This window comes from Nonomuraea sp. JJY05 (genome assembly GCF_043496855.1).
In the GTDB taxonomy this organism is placed as follows: Bacteria; Actinomycetota; Actinomycetes; order Streptosporangiales; family Streptosporangiaceae; genus Nonomuraea.
In genome coordinates this window covers 33,879-48,521 of record NZ_JBIEIS010000008.1, presented here as the reverse complement: position 1 = coordinate 48,521, position 14,643 = coordinate 33,879, and the positions used below count along the sequence as shown (strand labels likewise).

At 69.7% G+C, this 14,643-nt stretch carries 13 protein-coding genes; 7 read left to right on the top strand and 6 right to left on the bottom strand.

The window, feature by feature from the left end:
* A complete protein-coding gene (locus ACFKCF_RS13530; RefSeq protein WP_394493470.1) occupies positions 1–1,437 on the top strand; it encodes a S10 family peptidase in 1,437 nt (478 codons plus the stop codon).
* On the opposite strand, the gene ACFKCF_RS13525 is transcribed toward ACFKCF_RS13530, so the two are convergent.
* The 5 genes from ACFKCF_RS13525 to ACFKCF_RS13505 form a co-directional block, all read right to left on the bottom strand.
* Complete coding sequence (locus ACFKCF_RS13525) at positions 1,396–2,313, bottom strand: hypothetical protein (RefSeq protein ID WP_394493469.1); 918 nt, start codon at positions 2,311–2,313, stop codon at positions 1,396–1,398. The genes ACFKCF_RS13530 and ACFKCF_RS13525 overlap by 42 nt on opposite strands.
* Positions 2,304–2,723 (bottom strand): peptidase inhibitor family I36 protein, encoded by a 420-nt coding sequence (locus ACFKCF_RS13520; RefSeq protein ID WP_394493468.1) that lies wholly within the window; start codon positions 2,721–2,723, stop codon positions 2,304–2,306. Before ACFKCF_RS13520 ends, ACFKCF_RS13525 begins: the two co-directional genes overlap by 10 nt.
* A gap of 220 nt (positions 2,724–2,943) precedes the next feature.
* Complete coding sequence (locus ACFKCF_RS13515; RefSeq protein ID WP_394493466.1) at positions 2,944–3,714, bottom strand: SDR family NAD(P)-dependent oxidoreductase; 771 nt, start codon at positions 3,712–3,714, stop codon at positions 2,944–2,946.
* Positions 3,711–4,721, bottom strand: a complete 1,011-nt coding sequence (locus ACFKCF_RS13510) for a DUF4432 family protein (RefSeq protein WP_394493464.1) — start codon at positions 4,719–4,721, stop codon at positions 3,711–3,713. The genes ACFKCF_RS13515 and ACFKCF_RS13510 overlap by 4 nt, the downstream gene beginning before the upstream one ends.
* The gene (locus ACFKCF_RS13505; protein WP_394493462.1) at positions 4,718–5,887 is read right to left on the bottom strand and encodes a DUF4185 domain-containing protein; all 1,170 of its coding nucleotides are present in this window, start codon (positions 5,885–5,887) and stop codon (positions 4,718–4,720) included. The genes ACFKCF_RS13510 and ACFKCF_RS13505 overlap by 4 nt, the downstream gene beginning before the upstream one ends.
* 177 nt (positions 5,888–6,064) lie before the next feature.
* On the opposite strand from ACFKCF_RS13505, the gene ACFKCF_RS13500 reads away from it, so the two are divergent.
* The 5 genes from ACFKCF_RS13500 to ACFKCF_RS13480 all read left to right on the top strand — a co-directional run bounded on the left by ACFKCF_RS13500 (position 6,065) and on the right by ACFKCF_RS13480 (position 12,381).
* Complete coding sequence (locus tag ACFKCF_RS13500; protein ID WP_394493460.1) at positions 6,065–7,015, top strand: teichoic acid biosynthesis protein C; 951 nt, start codon at positions 6,065–6,067, stop codon at positions 7,013–7,015.
* Positions 7,016–7,085: 70 nt separating this feature from the next.
* Positions 7,086–8,696 (top strand): ABC-F family ATP-binding cassette domain-containing protein, encoded by a 1,611-nt coding sequence (locus ACFKCF_RS13495; RefSeq protein ID WP_394493459.1) that lies wholly within the window; start codon positions 7,086–7,088, stop codon positions 8,694–8,696.
* A gap of 154 nt (positions 8,697–8,850) precedes the next feature.
* Positions 8,851–9,570 carry a hypothetical protein gene (locus ACFKCF_RS13490; protein ID WP_394493457.1) on the top strand — a complete coding sequence of 240 codons (720 nt, stop codon included), beginning with the start codon at positions 8,851–8,853 and terminating at the stop codon, positions 9,568–9,570.
* 84 nt (positions 9,571–9,654) lie between these two features.
* Complete coding sequence (locus ACFKCF_RS13485; RefSeq protein ID WP_394493455.1) at positions 9,655–11,070, top strand: hypothetical protein; 1,416 nt, start codon at positions 9,655–9,657, stop codon at positions 11,068–11,070.
* A gap of 207 nt (positions 11,071–11,277) precedes the next feature.
* Positions 11,278–12,381, top strand: a complete 1,104-nt coding sequence (locus tag ACFKCF_RS13480) for an NlpC/P60 family protein (protein ID WP_394493453.1) — start codon at positions 11,278–11,280, stop codon at positions 12,379–12,381.
* 5 nt (positions 12,382–12,386) lie between these two features.
* Here ACFKCF_RS13480 and ACFKCF_RS13475 read toward each other — a convergent pair whose 3' ends face one another.
* Positions 12,387–12,878: an inorganic diphosphatase gene (locus ACFKCF_RS13475; protein ID WP_185069348.1), complete on the bottom strand. Its 492-nt coding sequence runs from the start codon at positions 12,876–12,878 to the stop codon at positions 12,387–12,389.
* Positions 12,879–13,015: 137 nt separating this feature from the next.
* Between ACFKCF_RS13475 and dacB the strand changes: the two genes are divergently transcribed.
* The gene (dacB, locus tag ACFKCF_RS13470) at positions 13,016–14,437 is read left to right on the top strand and encodes a D-alanyl-D-alanine carboxypeptidase/D-alanyl-D-alanine-endopeptidase (RefSeq protein WP_394493451.1); all 1,422 of its coding nucleotides are present in this window, start codon (positions 13,016–13,018) and stop codon (positions 14,435–14,437) included.
* Positions 14,438–14,643: the final 206 nt, after the last annotated feature.

Sequence of the window (14,643 nt, the reverse complement as noted above, 5' to 3'; positions counted from 1 at the left end):
ATGTCGGAAGAAACCCAGCCGGCCCCGCCGGCTGACAATCTCGTCACCACCTCGCACACGCTGCCGTCCGGGCAGGCGTACACCGCCACCACCGGCACCATGGTGCTGCGCGAGGAGGTGATCGACGACGGCAAGTTCGGGGGGCTGCGGCCCAAGGCCGAGATGTTCGTCACCTCCTACACGCTCGACGGGGCCGAGCCGCTGAGCAGGCCGGTCACGTTCGCGTTCAACGGCGGCCCGGGGTCGTCGAGCGTGTGGCTGCACCTGGGCGTGCTCGGGCCGCGGCGGGTCGTGATGGGGGACGCGGGCGCGCTCCTGCCTCCCCCTTACGGGCTGACCGACAACGAGGAGAGCCTGCTGAGCGTGAGCGACCTGGTCTTCATCGACCCGGTCTCGACGGGATACTCGCGGGCGGCCGAGGGCGAGAAGCCGGAGCCGTACCACGGCTTCACCGGCGACATCGAGTCCGTCGGGGAGATCATCCGGTTGTGGACCACCAGGAACGGGCGGTGGATGTCGCCGAAGTTCCTGGCGGGGGAGTCGTACGGGACGGTCAGGGCGGCCGGGCTGGCGGACCACCTGCAGTCGCGGTACGGCATGTACCTCAATGGCGTGATGCTGATCTCCTCGGTGCTCGACTTCATCACCGGTGATTTCAACCAGGGCAACGACCTGTCCTACGCCCTCTATTTGCCGACTTATGCCGCTATTGCGCACTATCACGGGCTGCACGGTGACCGGCCGCTGGCCGACGTGCTGCGCGAGGCGGAGGCCTACGCCGAGCGCGACTATCCGTGGGCGCTCGCCCGCGGCAACCGGCTCACCCGCGAGGAGCGCGCGGCCGCCGTCTCCAGGGTCGCCGGGCTGACGGGGCTGAGCGAGGACTACGTCGACCGGGTGGACCTGAGGATCGAGCACATCAGGTTCTTCACCGAGGTGCTGCGCTCGCGCCGCCTGACCGTCGGCCGCCTCGACGGCCGGTTCACCGGCTGGGACCCCGACTCGGGGCGCGAGCACTTCTCCGCCGACCCGAGCATGAACGCGATCATGGGCCCCTACAGCGCCGCGCTCAACCACTACCTGCGCACCGATCTGGACTACGCCAACGACCTGCCGTACGAGGTGCTCACGTCACGGGTGTGGCCGTGGTCGTTCAAGGAGTTCGAGGGCGCCCACGTCACGGTGGTCGACAAGCTGGCCGGCGCGATGCGGGCCAACCCGCACCTGCGCGTCCACGTGGCCTGCGGCTACCACGACGGCGCGACGCCGTACTACGCCGCCGAGCACGCGTTCGCGCACCTGCCCGTGCCCGCGGAGCTGGCCGCCAACGTCGAGTTCAGGTACTACGAGGCTGGCCACATGATGTACGTCCACGAGCCGAGCAGGCTGCGGCAGTCAGCGGACCTGGCCGCTTTCGTGCTCGGTCAGCAGGGCTGAGGCACGGGCCAGGCGCTGTTTGAGGTTGTCGCGGAGCGCGGCGAAGCGGTCGGGGTTGTCCCGGACGATCGCCCGCTGGAGCTCCGCGTCGGCCGCGAACCAGGCCGCCACCAGGCCCGACGACCACTTGCACGTGGTGTCGGCGGTCGCGGTCTGCTTCTCGTCCTCGCTGACGGCCTGCTCGTCCAGGTTCCAGCGGCTGTCGGCGATGGCCGCCTCGGGAGCGGGGTAGGAGTGGCCCGCCTGGCCCATGCACGACTCCCAGCGCTTGGCCGCCGCCGTCACGGAGGGATCCTTGGCGGCCTGCTCCAGCGTGAGCGAGTCCTGCAGGGCCAGCCACGGCCAGTCGGCCTTGGTCGCGTCCTTGTCCAGGGTGAGCGTGGCCCGGTCCAGGCAGCCGCGGTCGGCGGCGGTGCCGTACAGGCGGTGCCGGGCGGGTTTGGGGAGCTTGCCGGCCCAGGCGCCCGTGGTGTCGGGCGAGGGCGGCCGGGCGAGGTGGTAGCCGTAGGTCTTGGCCGCCTCGATGTCGGCGACACCGTAACGGCGGGAGTTGCCGGGGTCCACCGCGGCGATGGCGGCGGGGTCCTCCGCGGGTGGGTCGATCGTGATGCCCTGCTTGCGCATGCACTGCACGACGAGTTGGTTGTGGGCGTTGCCCAGGACGGCCCGCTGCTCGGGAGTGGTCTTGTAGGCGTCGAACGGCAGCACCAGCTCCGACACCGAGGAGACGCCTTTCACCGGCGCCCGCGGCGCGGGCTCGTCGGCGGCGCAGGCCGTGACCGTGGTCAGCAGCAGTGCGCCCGCGAGGAGTCCGCGGCAGCCGGTTTCCGGCGGCCAAGCCCGGAAACCGGCACTCCCGTAACTGCTCAGCGGCACCAGATGTCGAGCGCGCTGGCGCGGTTGTTGCCGATGGCGTTGTTCGCCAGGAACCCGTCGTTCGAGTTGTGCGTGAACGTGCTGTGGGCTCCGGTGTAACCCGGGTGCTGCCAGAGGGTGGCGCTGCAGCCGATACGGTTCCTGACGGAGCTGGTCTCGTTGTCCATGGTCTGCCAGGAGTTGCTGAAGTCCCAGTTCAGCCAGTTGTTGTCGGAGAAGTCCGAGTCGTCCTGGATGAAGTCGCGCCAGTGGTCGACCTGACCGCGGTTGTAGTCGAAGCTGGCGTACAGGCAGACGCGACCGCCGTAGCAGGTCGAGCGGGGGCTGGCCACCGCTGCGGTGGCCGGCACGACCGCGGTTAACATCGCGGCCGCGGCGGCGATGCCGGCGGCCTTTCTCGATAGCCTCACAGGTCTCTCCTCGATCGGTGAGTCGTTTCGACCTCGTAACCTAGCGTGCAAGATCGATCACGAGTCGCTATGACTCGCCGCACGATCAAGGGCTGCGCGCCCGGATCGGGTCGCGTGCCCGGCACGCCGAGGACCACTGGTATCAGTGGGACGACCTGCAAGTTCGTCGCGTTGACGCAACACTTGCCAGCTTTGGTAGGCCTGCAGGGGAACCTGTGGGCTATTCGGGAAGGGCGGCTGGATTCTGCGCGAGCAGGCCGCCGTCCACCCGGTGCTCGGCCCCGGTGATGAACGAGGAGCGCGGCCCCGCCAGGAACGCCACCAGCTCGGCCACCTCCTCGGGGCGGCCCACGCGGCCCAGCGGGTGCGAACGGCCCCACTGCGCGACCTGCTCCTCCTGCGACAGGTCACCCCGCCACAGGTCGGCCGCCCAGCGCAGCATCGGGGTGTCCACCGAGCCCGGGCAGACCACGTTCACCCTGATGCCGTCGGCGGCGTGGTCGAGCGCCATGGCCCTGGTCAGGCCGTTGAGCGCGGCCTTGCTCGCGGTGTAGGCGGCCACCTGCGCCTGCGAGGAGAACGCCTGCACCGACGACATGATCACGATCGAGCCGCCGCCGCGGGCCCTCAGCTTGGGGACGGCCGCCTTGCAGGTGAGGTAGACGCCCTTGAGGTTGATGTCGAGCACCTCGTCCCAGACCTCCTCCGGGGTGTCCTCGACCGTGCCGTAGCGCTGCACGCCGGCGCAGGTGACGACGATGTCGAGCCCGCCGTACCTGGTCACGGCCAGGTCCACCAGGTCGCGCATCTCGCCCGCCCGGCGCACGTCGGCGACCACGCCGGTGACGCTCTGGTTGTCGAGCGCCGCGTCCTTGTCGACGCCGCAGAACACCACGGACGCCCCGCCGGCGGCCAGCCGGTCCACCACGGCCCGCCCGATGCCCATCGAACCGCCCGTCACCAGCGCCACTTTCCCGCTGAACTCACTCATGCCAGAACCTCCGCGCGCAACCTCAACACCTTCGTCTCGTGCGGGCCCAGGACGAGGGCCGTGCCGTTGTCCACGGCGGCGGCCAGGCCGTCGGTCGGCATGCTGGAGAACGGCTCGAGCCCCAGCGTGTACGCCCGTCCCCACCAGGGATAGCCGGTGGACGCGCCGAGCTCCTGCCACATCCACAGGTATGGGAGGAGCGTCGCATCCCACTCCACCCGCATACCGATATCCCCCGAAATTTCGTACCAACCCTCGTCGAAGCCCGTCAGGTAGACGATGTCGCTCGGCGACCCCGGCTCCTGCACCACGCTCAGGTCGGTCTCGCCGCCGCCGTCGGCCGGGACGACGGGCCACTCCCATGGCCCGCCCACCCGGACCCGACGGCCCGCCGGATTTATCGCACTTTCGTGGGGGATCACCTTGACGCCTTCCGGCAGCCTGATCCTGGCGCCGGGGCGCAGGAACGGCAGGCCGTACACGATGTGCTGCCCCCACATGGCGTGCAGCGGGAGGCCGGCCTCGTTGGTGGCCCGGCCCTCGATCTCCAGCGCCGCCGTGCCCGACCTGAGCCTGAAGACCTTCTCCATCCGGTACGGCAGGCGCCGCGTCCGTACGCTGAGCCGTACCGCGACCTCCTCCTCGGAGTCGGCCACGACCTCGCAGCGCCACGGCAGCCCGGAGACCTCCCCGTGCTGCGCCAGCCGCGCGCCCCGATAGTCGCTGGGCGCGCCGCCGTTCGGGAAGATCTCCTGCCAGCCGCCCTCGTAGTGGTCGATGAACTGGGCGACGTCGTCGGCCGCGCCCTGGAGGTGGTCGTGCGGGTTGCGCAGGCCCTGCGGGGAGAGCCAGACGAAGTCCGTGTCAGTGGGCTTGTGCAGAAATTCCAGCACGTCGCCGCCTTTATCCGGCACGACGGTCACGCGTAGCCGCTCGTTCTCCAGCACGACCGCCCGCAGCCCGTCGATGGTGACGGGCCGCAGGCGGGCCGCCCAGTTACGCCTCACTGGAAGGTCACATCCAGGAATCTCGGCCGGTAGATGGTCACGTCCCGGTAGTGGTCGGTGTTCACGAAGCTGTTGACGTTGTACGAGATCACGAGACCGTTGCCCGCGACCTCGGGGTGCGCGTGGGCGTTGTAGGTGAAGATGTTCCCCTTGGTCTCGGGGGTCGTGTAGACGTGCTGCTTGCCGGTGAACGGGCCGAAGGGGAAGCACGAGGTGTAGGCCACGATGTTCGGGCTCAGCGCTTCGGTCGTGTCATGCGTGATCAGGACATATCCGGACCCGACCTTGGTGACGCTGTACTCGTTCGCGACGCCGCTCATGACCCGCGCCGAGTCGGCCTCGTTCGGCGACCAGGTGCCGTCCGCCTTCAGGAACTCCCACGCGCCCAGCAGGCTCTGCCCCTTGACCCGGGCGACGTGCATGTACTTGGGCGAGCCGAGGTCCTCGACGCCGTACACGTAGGTGTATCCGCCGTCCTTGAGGACCGCGGAGGCCCACGCGACGCCGTGCCCGGACGGCAGGTCGGTGACGCTGATGGGCTCGTTCAGCCGGCCCGGGGCGAACCTGGCCACCACGTTGCGGTGCCAGCGCCAGTCCCACGCGCCGGTGCCGTACCGCTCGTACTCCTGGTAGGTGACCTCCACGAGCCCGCCGGCCACCGTCGCGTCGCCGGCCCAGTACCAGTGGTTCTGGTCGCGCGGCGGCATGACGGCGGTCGGCTTGGTGGCGGTGCCGTCGTGGATCGTGGACAGCCTGCCGTCGCGCTCGACGGCGAAGGAGTTGTTCAGGAAGACCGTGTCGCCGCCCTCACCGACCACGGGCGGGCGCGAGCCGTCGGTGTTGACCCGGCCGAGGAACGTGTCGGAGAAGATCCACAGCTCCTTGCCGCTGGGCAGCTTGACCGAGTAGGTGCCGTCGGCGCCCGTCCAGTCGTCCAGCCGGCTGTTGTCGTTGCCGTAGTTGGTGAAAAGGCTGGTCAGGCGGGCGTCGGTGGTGGTTCCCTTGACAGTCGGGCCACACGCGGCCTTCGGCGCGGCCGGCTGCTGCTGTTGCGGTGCCACCGAGGGGACGGGTTGGGGCGGGGCTGCCCAGGCTTGCTGCGGTACGGCCGTCAGGCCGGCCAACGCGATGGCGAGGGGTGCTAAGGCGGAGCGGAATCGCGTCATCACTCGTCCTTGGGGAGGGAAGTTCCCTACAGTTCTAGTCATTAGATCACTTACTGTCTAGGGCCCTCTCACAGTCGGCCGAATCGGATCGTTGGAGTTCGGAGGAGATCCTCGGGTGGGCTGCACTATGGTGATGACTTCCTGAAATATCCGTAAATATCCGTTATGGAGGGTCGTATGCCGGTCACTCGTCGAGATCTGCTCAAGGTCGGCGCCGGAGCCGCGGCGGCTGCTCTGGCGGGCACGGAGACGGCGGCGGCCGCCGCCGCAGCGGGCCGGTTCGACCTGGCGGCGCCCGCCACCCAGTTGATCTGGAAGAAGGCGCTCTACGACGAGACCGTGCTGCAGTCGTTCGCCTTCGACAACGCCCACGGGCACATCTACCTGGCCCAGCTGAAGAACGGCTCGGGCTCGGCGGCGGCCGGGGATCTCTGCGTGACCAAGCTGAGCCTGTCGGGTTCGGTGCTCGGCCACATGTACCTGAAGGGCTTCGGCCACGGCGTGCAGATCGGCGTGGAGCCGTCGGGCGGCTCCGCCTACCTGTGGACGGAGACCGACGCGGTCGCCGACGGCTCGGGGAACTCCTGGGGGCGCCGGCTGGCGAGGTTCAAGTTCGTCAACGGCCAGACGCTCACGCCGTCGTCCTCGGCGCTCACCAAGTACACCCTGATCTCGGGCGCGACCAGCACCACGTGCGCCATCGACCCGTCCACCAACCGGCTGATCATGCGCTGCCGGGTCGGCGGCCAGGTCCGGTTCGTGGCGCACTCGCTGGCGGCGGTCAAGGCGGGCACGGCCAAGAAGCTGTACGACGTCGCGCAGCCGTCCGGCCTGGGCGTCTTCCAGGGCTACACGGCTTACGGCAACTACCTCTACCTGCTCGACGGCACGGCGTACGGCGCTTCCAACCCCGCGCCGGGCAACACGTACCTCACCTGCGTCGACCTGCGCACGGGCGCCAAGGTCCAGCGCTCGCTCAGCCAGGCGGGCAAGTCCCTGGACTACCGGGAGCCGGAGGGCCTGGCGATCCAGATCGTCTCCGGACGGCCCAGACTGTGCCTCGGCCTCGCCTCCGGCGCCGCGGGGGCCCGCAAGGCCAGCATCTTCTACAAGTCCGCCCTCGTCTGACGAACCGCCGGCCTGCGCGGCGACGGAAAATGTGGTGACCGCGTCGGAAGGCGCCCGGTAGCCTGCCGGGATGGGCCACGTCGAAGTAGGACATCTCACATACGTGCTGCCCGACGGGCGGCCCCTGCTCAACGACGTGTCCTTCCGGATCGGTGAAGGCGTCAAAGCGGCGCTCGTCGGGCCCAACGGCGCGGGCAAGACCACGCTGATGCGGCTGATCGCCGGCGACCTCCAGCCGGTGGACGGCAGCGTGGCGAGCTCCGGCGGGCTGGGCGTGATGCGGCAGTTCATCGGCAGCGTGCGCGACGGGAGCAACGTGCGCGACCTGCTGCTGGGTGTCGCCCCGCCGGCGGTGCGCGGGGCGGCCGAGCGGCTCGACGAGGCCGAGCTGGCCATGATGGAGCGCGACGACGAGAAGACGCAGATGCGTTACGCGCAGGCCATCAGCGACTACACCGACGCGGGCGGCTACGACATCGAGGTGTTGTGGGACACCTGTACGGTGGCCGCGCTCGGCGTCCCGTACGAAAAGATGAAATATCGGGACGTGTCCACGCTGTCCGGCGGCGAGCAGAAGCGGCTCGTCCTGGAGGCGCTGCTGCGCGGCCCCGACCAGACGCTGCTCCTCGACGAGCCCGACAACTACCTCGACGTCCCCGGCAAGGAGTGGCTGGAGCAGCAGCTCAGGGAGACGCCCAAGACCGTGCTGCTGGTCAGCCACGACCGCCAGCTCCTGGCGAACGCGGCCGACCGCATCGTGACCGTCGAGTCCGGCAACATCTGGATCCACGGCGGCGGGTTCCGCACGTACGCCGAGGCCCGCAAGGCCCGCAACGAACGCCTCGACGAGCTGCGCAGGCGCTGGGACGAAGAGCATGCCAAGCTCAAGGCCCTGGTCAACATGCTCAAGAACAAGGCGAGATACAACGACGGCATGGCCGCCGCCTACCACGCCGCCCAGACCCGGCTGCGCAAGTTCGTGGAGGCGGGCCCGCCCGAGGCGCCCCCCAACGACCAGAACATCAAGATGCGCCTCAGGGGCGGCCGCACCGGCAAGCGCGCGATCAGCTGCGAGGTTCTCGAGCTCACCGGTCTCATGCGCCCGTTCGACCTGGAGGTCTGGTACGGCGAGCGCGTCGCGGTCCTCGGCTCCAACGGCTCGGGCAAGTCCCACTTCCTGCGCCTGCTGGCCGGGGAGCCGGTCAGCCACGACGGGGTCGCCAAGCTCGGCGCCCGCGTGGTCCCCGGCCACTTCGCCCAGACGCACGCCAGGCCCGACCTGCTCGGCCGCACTCCGGTCGAGATCGTCATGACCGAGCACGCCAAGCTCAAGAACGAGGCCATGAAGACGCTGGCCCGCTACGAGCTGGCGGGGCTGATCGCCGAGCAGCGGTTCGACACGCTCTCCGGCGGTCAGCAGGCCCGGCTGCAGATCCTGCTGCTCGAACTGTCCGGGGCCACGTTGCTGCTGCTGGACGAGCCGACCGACAACCTCGACCTGGCCAGCGCGGAGGCGCTGCAGGCCGGCCTCGAAGCGTTCGACGGCACGGTCCTGGCGGTCACCCATGACCGCTGGTTCGCCGCCGACTTCGACCGCTACCTGGTCTTCGGCTCCGACGGCACGGTCTACGAGTCGTCCGAGCCGGTTTGGGACGAGGCCAGGGTCGTACGTCCCCGTTAAAGAGTTGGTACGCCTGGCGCGTGTCATCTGCCAGCCGTGCCCATGCACGGGTTATCACGGCAAAGTGATCCCGCGCAGCCGAACCGTCAGCCTGCTCGCACTCTGCGCACTCGGGGCGATCTGCCTCTCCGGGTGCGCGAGCGAGAAACGGCCCGTGCAAGAGCTCAAGCCCCTTGCGCTCAAGGAGCAGGTCTCCAACATCGTCAAGTCCGCCGACGGGTACGCCGTCACCTGGGCAGGCGTGCTCAGCAACGCCAACCCGTGGCACTTCGGCGAGCACGTGGTGGCCACGATCGTCGGACACGACGCCAAGGGCACCGAGGTGGTCCGGATGGACCAGCCGCTCGACGCCGTGCCGCCGGGCGGGTCGCTGGCCTTCACCGGCCAGGCCACCGCTTCCGAGAAGCCGGCGAAGGTGACGATCCAGTACCGTCCCGCGCGTTGGCGGTCGGCGGCGCGAATTCCCTCCGCGTTCCAGCGGTTCCCTATTAGCCGCGTCCAGACATTGCCCCAGAAAGACGGTTCATACCTTATTACTGGATATGTCGGCAATCCCTATCAAATGTCGGCCAGCAGCCTCGTCGTGAACGCGCTGCTGCGCGACAAAGCGGGCAAACTCCTCGGCGGTGGGAGCACATTCGTGGACGACGTCAAAGCCGGAAGTCCGCCGCGATTCATCCTCACCGTGTCAGGGCTGCCGCAGGGCGCAAAGGTCGCGAGGACCGACATCACCGCCAGGACCTGGGGCTCGACCGGCCGTCCCTACGAGGAGCTGGCCCTCGCCGGAGCCGTGCCGGTCCATACCGTCAAGCCGGTGACCGAACCATTCCCCGTAGACCGGAGCACACAGGTCGTGTCGGAGCATAAACAATGAATTGGGTAAAATCCAAAGGCGTTGTCATACCGACACCCCGAAAGCGGTAGAACTACTAGTTACCAATCAATTACCTTCGGTCATATGAATGACCGCGTCCTGGTCGAAGCACTCCGCGCCCGTGACCCGGGCGCGCTCGCCGCGCTCTATGACACGTACGCGGAGAGCGTCTACCGCTACTGCTGGTCCCTCCTGCTGAACGCGGACAGCGCCCAGGTGGCGCTCCGCGACACCCTCATCGCGGCGGAGGCGCACGCGGGCGCGCTGGCCGACCCCGACCGGCTGCGCGCCTGGCTGTACGCGCTGGCCCGCGCCGAGTGCCTGCGCCGCCGGGCCGCCGCGCCGCCGGGGCCCGCCGAAGCCCTGGCCAAGGCGCCGCCGCCGCATGACGCGGCCGACGCCGACCTGCGGGTCATGGCCTGGAACGCCGTCCAGAGCCTGCCCGTCGCCGACCGCGAGGCCCTGGAGCTCACCTACCGGCACTCGCTGCCCGCGCCCGAGCTGGCCCAGGTGCTGGGGACGCGACAGGTCGAGCAGGTCCTGGAGGGGGCGCGCGAGCGGCTGCGCGAGGCGATCACCGCCGAGATCCTCGCCTTGAAGGGCCCGTACGACTGCCCGCAGCGGGCCGCGATCCTCACCGGGTTCTCCGGCGAGCTGACCCAGGAGATGCGCGAGCGCCTGGTCCGGCACCTGCGGCGCTGCGAGACCTGCGCGCCGCACCGCAACCGCGAGGTCTCGCCCGCCAAGGTCCTCGGCCTGCTGCCCCAGCAGACGCTGCCGGACGCGCTCCGCCTGCGGGTGATGAGCTGCTTCGTCGACCCCGAGCTCCTGCCGTACCGCCGTTACGTCGCCAGACGTACGGGCAACCTGGGCGCCGCCGGATTTCCCGTTCCCACGGACAAGAACGTTCGAGGGTGGCATAAGGCGCTGGCAGGCGCGGTGGCGGCGGTCGCGGCCGTGGTGGCGATAGCACTGATCCTCCAGCAGCTCGAGACCGAGGGGAGCGGGGTGTCGGGGGTGGCGACGGCCGCGTTCCCGGCGACGGGCGAACCGCCCGCCATCCGCCTGCCCTGGCGCTCGAAGCCGCCGGACGTGGCGGTGACGGGCGATCCCGTCCTCGACAACACGACCAGCCGCCCGATCGGCGTCACCGCAGTCCCGATGCTGGTGCCGTCCGTCGCGCGAGCCCGCGACGCCGCCCGCTCCTCAGTGCCGGACACCGCGCCTTCCGCCCCCGACCGCTCCGGCCCTCCTCGGTCCCCGGACGCGCAACCCCCGACGTACGTCCCCCCACCCCTGCCGGACCCGCCGACCCATCGCCCACAAGCAGGCGACCCGCCTCGCGACTCACCGGTCGGCAACCCCCCACCATCCGTCCCCCGCACCCGCACGCCCTGCCCCACCCCGACTCCCACCCCGGCCCAAACACCGACCCAAACCCCCACGCCACCCACGACAACGACCCCCAGCGACACCCCCTCAGCCACCACCACCGGCTGACCCCATCCCTCCACCCGCCGCCTCTCGCGCCGCACCACTGGTGAGTGCCGCACCGCTTGCTCGCCCGCCCTGCGCCACGTCGTGCCACCGACCCCGCAGTTCCGCCGCGCCGTGCGAGATATCGAGGCCGGTATGGCTGATCACGTTACGTGAGTGAATTGCCGGGAACTGTGTGCATAGAGTAACCATGCGTTTCCGGGGGGACCAATGCGCGCATTCCGGGCCGGGCTCCTCGTGTGCTGCCTGGTCGTCACTCTGTGCCCGCCCGTCATGGCCGACCCCGTCCCGTCCTCGCGGGAGGTGCGCAAGGCCCGGCAGGCCGCGCGGGACCGTTCGAGGGAGCTGGGGACGGCCAGTGCCCGGCTGGCCACGGCGCAGGCGCGGTTGGACGGGATGGCGGCCGCGGTGGAGCGGCTGGTGGAGGCGTACAACGGCGAGCTGGTCAGGCTCCAGCAGGCCGACCAGACGTACGCGCAGGCCAGGGCGCGGCTGGCGGCGGCGGACGCGGAGGTCGAGCGGGCCAGGCAGGCCGTCGCACTGCTGGCGGCGGAGAGCTACGCCGGGCTGGGGCTGATGACCCCGGTCGTCAGCATGCTCGTCGATCAGGGCGACAGGGAGGGCGTCCTGCGCAGAGCGGGCCTGATGGCGCAGATGAGGAGCGAACAGGCGGCGATACTCGGCAGCATGCGCGACGCGCAGGAGGTGGCCGCGATCCTGCGTACCCAGGCCGCGAACGCCTACGCCGCCCACCGGGTCCTCTCGGAGCGGGTCGCGCTGGCCAGGAGCGTGGCCGAGCAGGCGGTGGCCCGGCAGCGGCAGGAGACGTCGGAGCTGCAGGCTCGTACGGTGGTCCTCCAGCGCCGGGTGGACGAGGCGCGCACCCGCGCGGAGCTGCTGGCCAGGCAGCGGGCGACGGCACTCAACAGCATGGCCACCGGAGGCTCGGCCATGGGAGACGTGGCGGCCGACTGGGCGCTGACCCAGCTGGGCAAGCCGTACGTGTGGGCAGCCGCGGGCCCGGACACGTACGACTGCTCAGGGCTCGTGATGCGGGCCTGGGAGAAGGTGGGCGTACAGCTGGACCACTGGACGGGCACCCAATGGACGTCGGGCCCGCACGTGCCGCTGGACCAGCTCAGACGGGGCGATCTGCTGTTCTTCGGCTACGTGAGCAGCGACCCGGGCACCATCCACCACGTCGGGATGTACGTCGGCAACGGCCAGATGGTGCACGCGCCGCAGACCGGCGACGTGGTGCGGGTCGCCTCGATCTGGCGCGGGGACCTGGTGGGCGCCACCAGGCCCCGCTGAGGGGGTCAGTGGTGACCCTCCTCCTTGGCCCGGCGGAAGGAACGCTCGATCTCGGCCTCGGCCTCGATGCGGCCGACCCAGTTGGCGCCCTCGACGGACTTGCCCGGCTCCAGGTCCTTGTAGACCTCGAAGAAGTGCTGGATCTCCAGCCGGTCGAACTCCGACACGTGATGGATGTCCTGGATGTGGTGCATCCGCGGGTCGGTCGAGGGGACGCAGAGGACCTTGTCGTCGCCGCCCTTCTCGTCCGTCATCCTGAACATGCCGACCGCCCGGCAGGTGATGTAGCAACCGGGGAACGTCGGCTCCTGCAGCAGCACCAGCGCGTCCAGCGGGTCGCCGTCCTCGCCGAGGGTGTTCTCGATGAAGCCGTAGTCGGCGGGGTACTGCGTGGAGGTGAACAGGAGCCTGTCGAGCCTGATCTTCCCGGTCTCGTGGTCCACTTCGTACTTGTTCCGATTTCCCTTCGGAATCTCAACGACGACGTCGAACTCCACCGCGGTCCTTTCTCATGGGCCGATTCCGCTTCACCGGGCAGTGCCTGGTTCGGCTTCGTCTCCCGTACTCAAGCCCCCGGGAACCCCCGGTTGGGCGTTAATGTCTCGTAGGCGAACACAGAAGAGAGGCAGACGACGTGGCGCGGCACGACCGGTGGGTGATGTTGACCACTCTCGCCGTGCTGCAGGCCCTGACGATCGTCATCGGCGTTTACGCGATGACCACCGACTTCAGCCTGGGCGCGTTGACGAGGCAGTCTCCACCGACCAAGCCGACGGCGTCCCCGCCGGAAGGGTCTCCCTCCGTCCCCGTGGTCACCTCGGGGCCTGTGCTGGCCCAGCTTTCGGTGAAGTCGGGGGACGGACCTCTCCCGACCAAGGGTACTTTGACGCGCCAGCTCACCAGTGCCCTGGGTGACGAAGCGCTCGGCTCCCACGTGGGCGCGGTGGTGCTCGACGCGGCCACCGGCGAACGGATTTTCGCCTCCAACGCCGACACCCCCATCGTCCCGGCCTCGACCACGAAGATCGTCACCTGTTCCGCGGCCCTCGCCTCCCTCGGCCCGGACGCGCGTCTTTCCACCAGGGTCGTCCAGGGCCCGCAGCCGGGCACCGCCGTCCTGGTCGGAGGCGGCGACCCGATGCTGGCCGGCCCGTCGGCGAAGCCGACCTACCCGAAGCAGGCGAGCCTGGCCACCCTGGCGGCCCGCACGGCCGCCACCCTCAAGTCGCAAAACATTCGAAAAATCACCCTTTCGTACGACACCTCGTTGTTTGTCGGTTCGCCGATCGCCCCTGGCTGGAAGCCGAACTACGTCCCCGACGGCGAGGTCGCGCCCGTCTACGCCCTGACCATCGACGAAGGCCGCCAGAACCCCCGCTTCCACCAGCCCCGGGTCTCCAACCCGCCCCAGTACGCCGCCGTGGCCTTCGCCAAGTTGCTGGCCAAACAGGGGATCACGGTGTCCAGGTCCGTGAAGCCCGGCAAGGCCCCGGCGGGCGCCCCGGAGCTGGGCCGGGTGGACTCCGCCCCGATCTACTCCCTCGTCGAGCACGCGCTCACCCGAAGTGACAACGACCTGGCCGAGGCCCTGGCCAGGCACGTGGCCATCAAGGAGGGCCAGGAGGCGTCGTTCGAAGGGGGCACCAAGGCCGTGGTCGCGGTGCTCCAGCGACTCGGGGCCGCGCAGGGGATCTCGCTCTCCGACGGCAGCGGCCTGTCCACCCGCAACCGCATCAGCGCCGGCGCCCTGGCCAAGCTGATCGCCATGTCCGGCTCCGCGAGCCAGCCCGACCTGCACGCCGTCGCCTCGGGCATGCCGATCGCGGGCTTCTCCGGCACGCTGGGCAACGGCCGGCGGTTCACGGGCAGCGACAGCAGGGGGCAGGTCGGCCTCGTACGCGCCAAGACCGGCACCCTGAACAACGTCAACACGCTGGCGGGCATGGCCACCACGAAGGACGGGCGGCTGGTGACCTTCGCCTTCATGGCGGACCGCGTCCCGGCCTCAGCCGAACCCGTACTCGACCGCCTCGCCGCCATCGTCGCCAGATCTTGACCCCGCTCCCTCGCGTGTTTATGGCGATCCTTTGGATCGCGGCTCAGTCGCTGGGGTCCGGTGTCTTCCCTCGTCACTCGGTCGCTTCGCTCCCTCCCTCCTCAGTCCAGACACCGGCGCTCCTTCGCGTGCTTTTGGCGATCCTTTGGATCGCGGCTCAGTCGCTGGGGTCCGGTGTCTTCCCTCGTCACTCGGTCGCTTCGCTC

Excerpts from the sequence above, each read along its gene's own strand:
- ACFKCF_RS13530 (WP_394493470.1), top strand. The coding sequence starts at position 1 with ATGTCGGAAGAAACCCAGCCGGCCCCGCCGGCTGACAATCTCGTCACC.
- ACFKCF_RS13515 (WP_394493466.1), bottom strand. The coding sequence starts at position 3,714 with ATGAGTGAGTTCAGCGGGAAAGTGGCGCTGGTGACGGGCGGTTCGATG.
- ACFKCF_RS13505 (WP_394493462.1), bottom strand. The coding sequence starts at position 5,887 with ATGACGCGATTCCGCTCCGCCTTAGCACCCCTCGCCATCGCGTTGGCC.
- ACFKCF_RS13500 (WP_394493460.1), top strand. The coding sequence starts at position 6,065 with ATGCCGGTCACTCGTCGAGATCTGCTCAAGGTCGGCGCCGGAGCCGCG.
- ACFKCF_RS13495 (WP_394493459.1), top strand. The coding sequence starts at position 7,086 with ATGGGCCACGTCGAAGTAGGACATCTCACATACGTGCTGCCCGACGGG.
- ACFKCF_RS13485 (WP_394493455.1), top strand. The coding sequence starts at position 9,655 with ATGAATGACCGCGTCCTGGTCGAAGCACTCCGCGCCCGTGACCCGGGC.
- ACFKCF_RS13480 (WP_394493453.1), top strand. The coding sequence starts at position 11,278 with ATGCGCGCATTCCGGGCCGGGCTCCTCGTGTGCTGCCTGGTCGTCACT.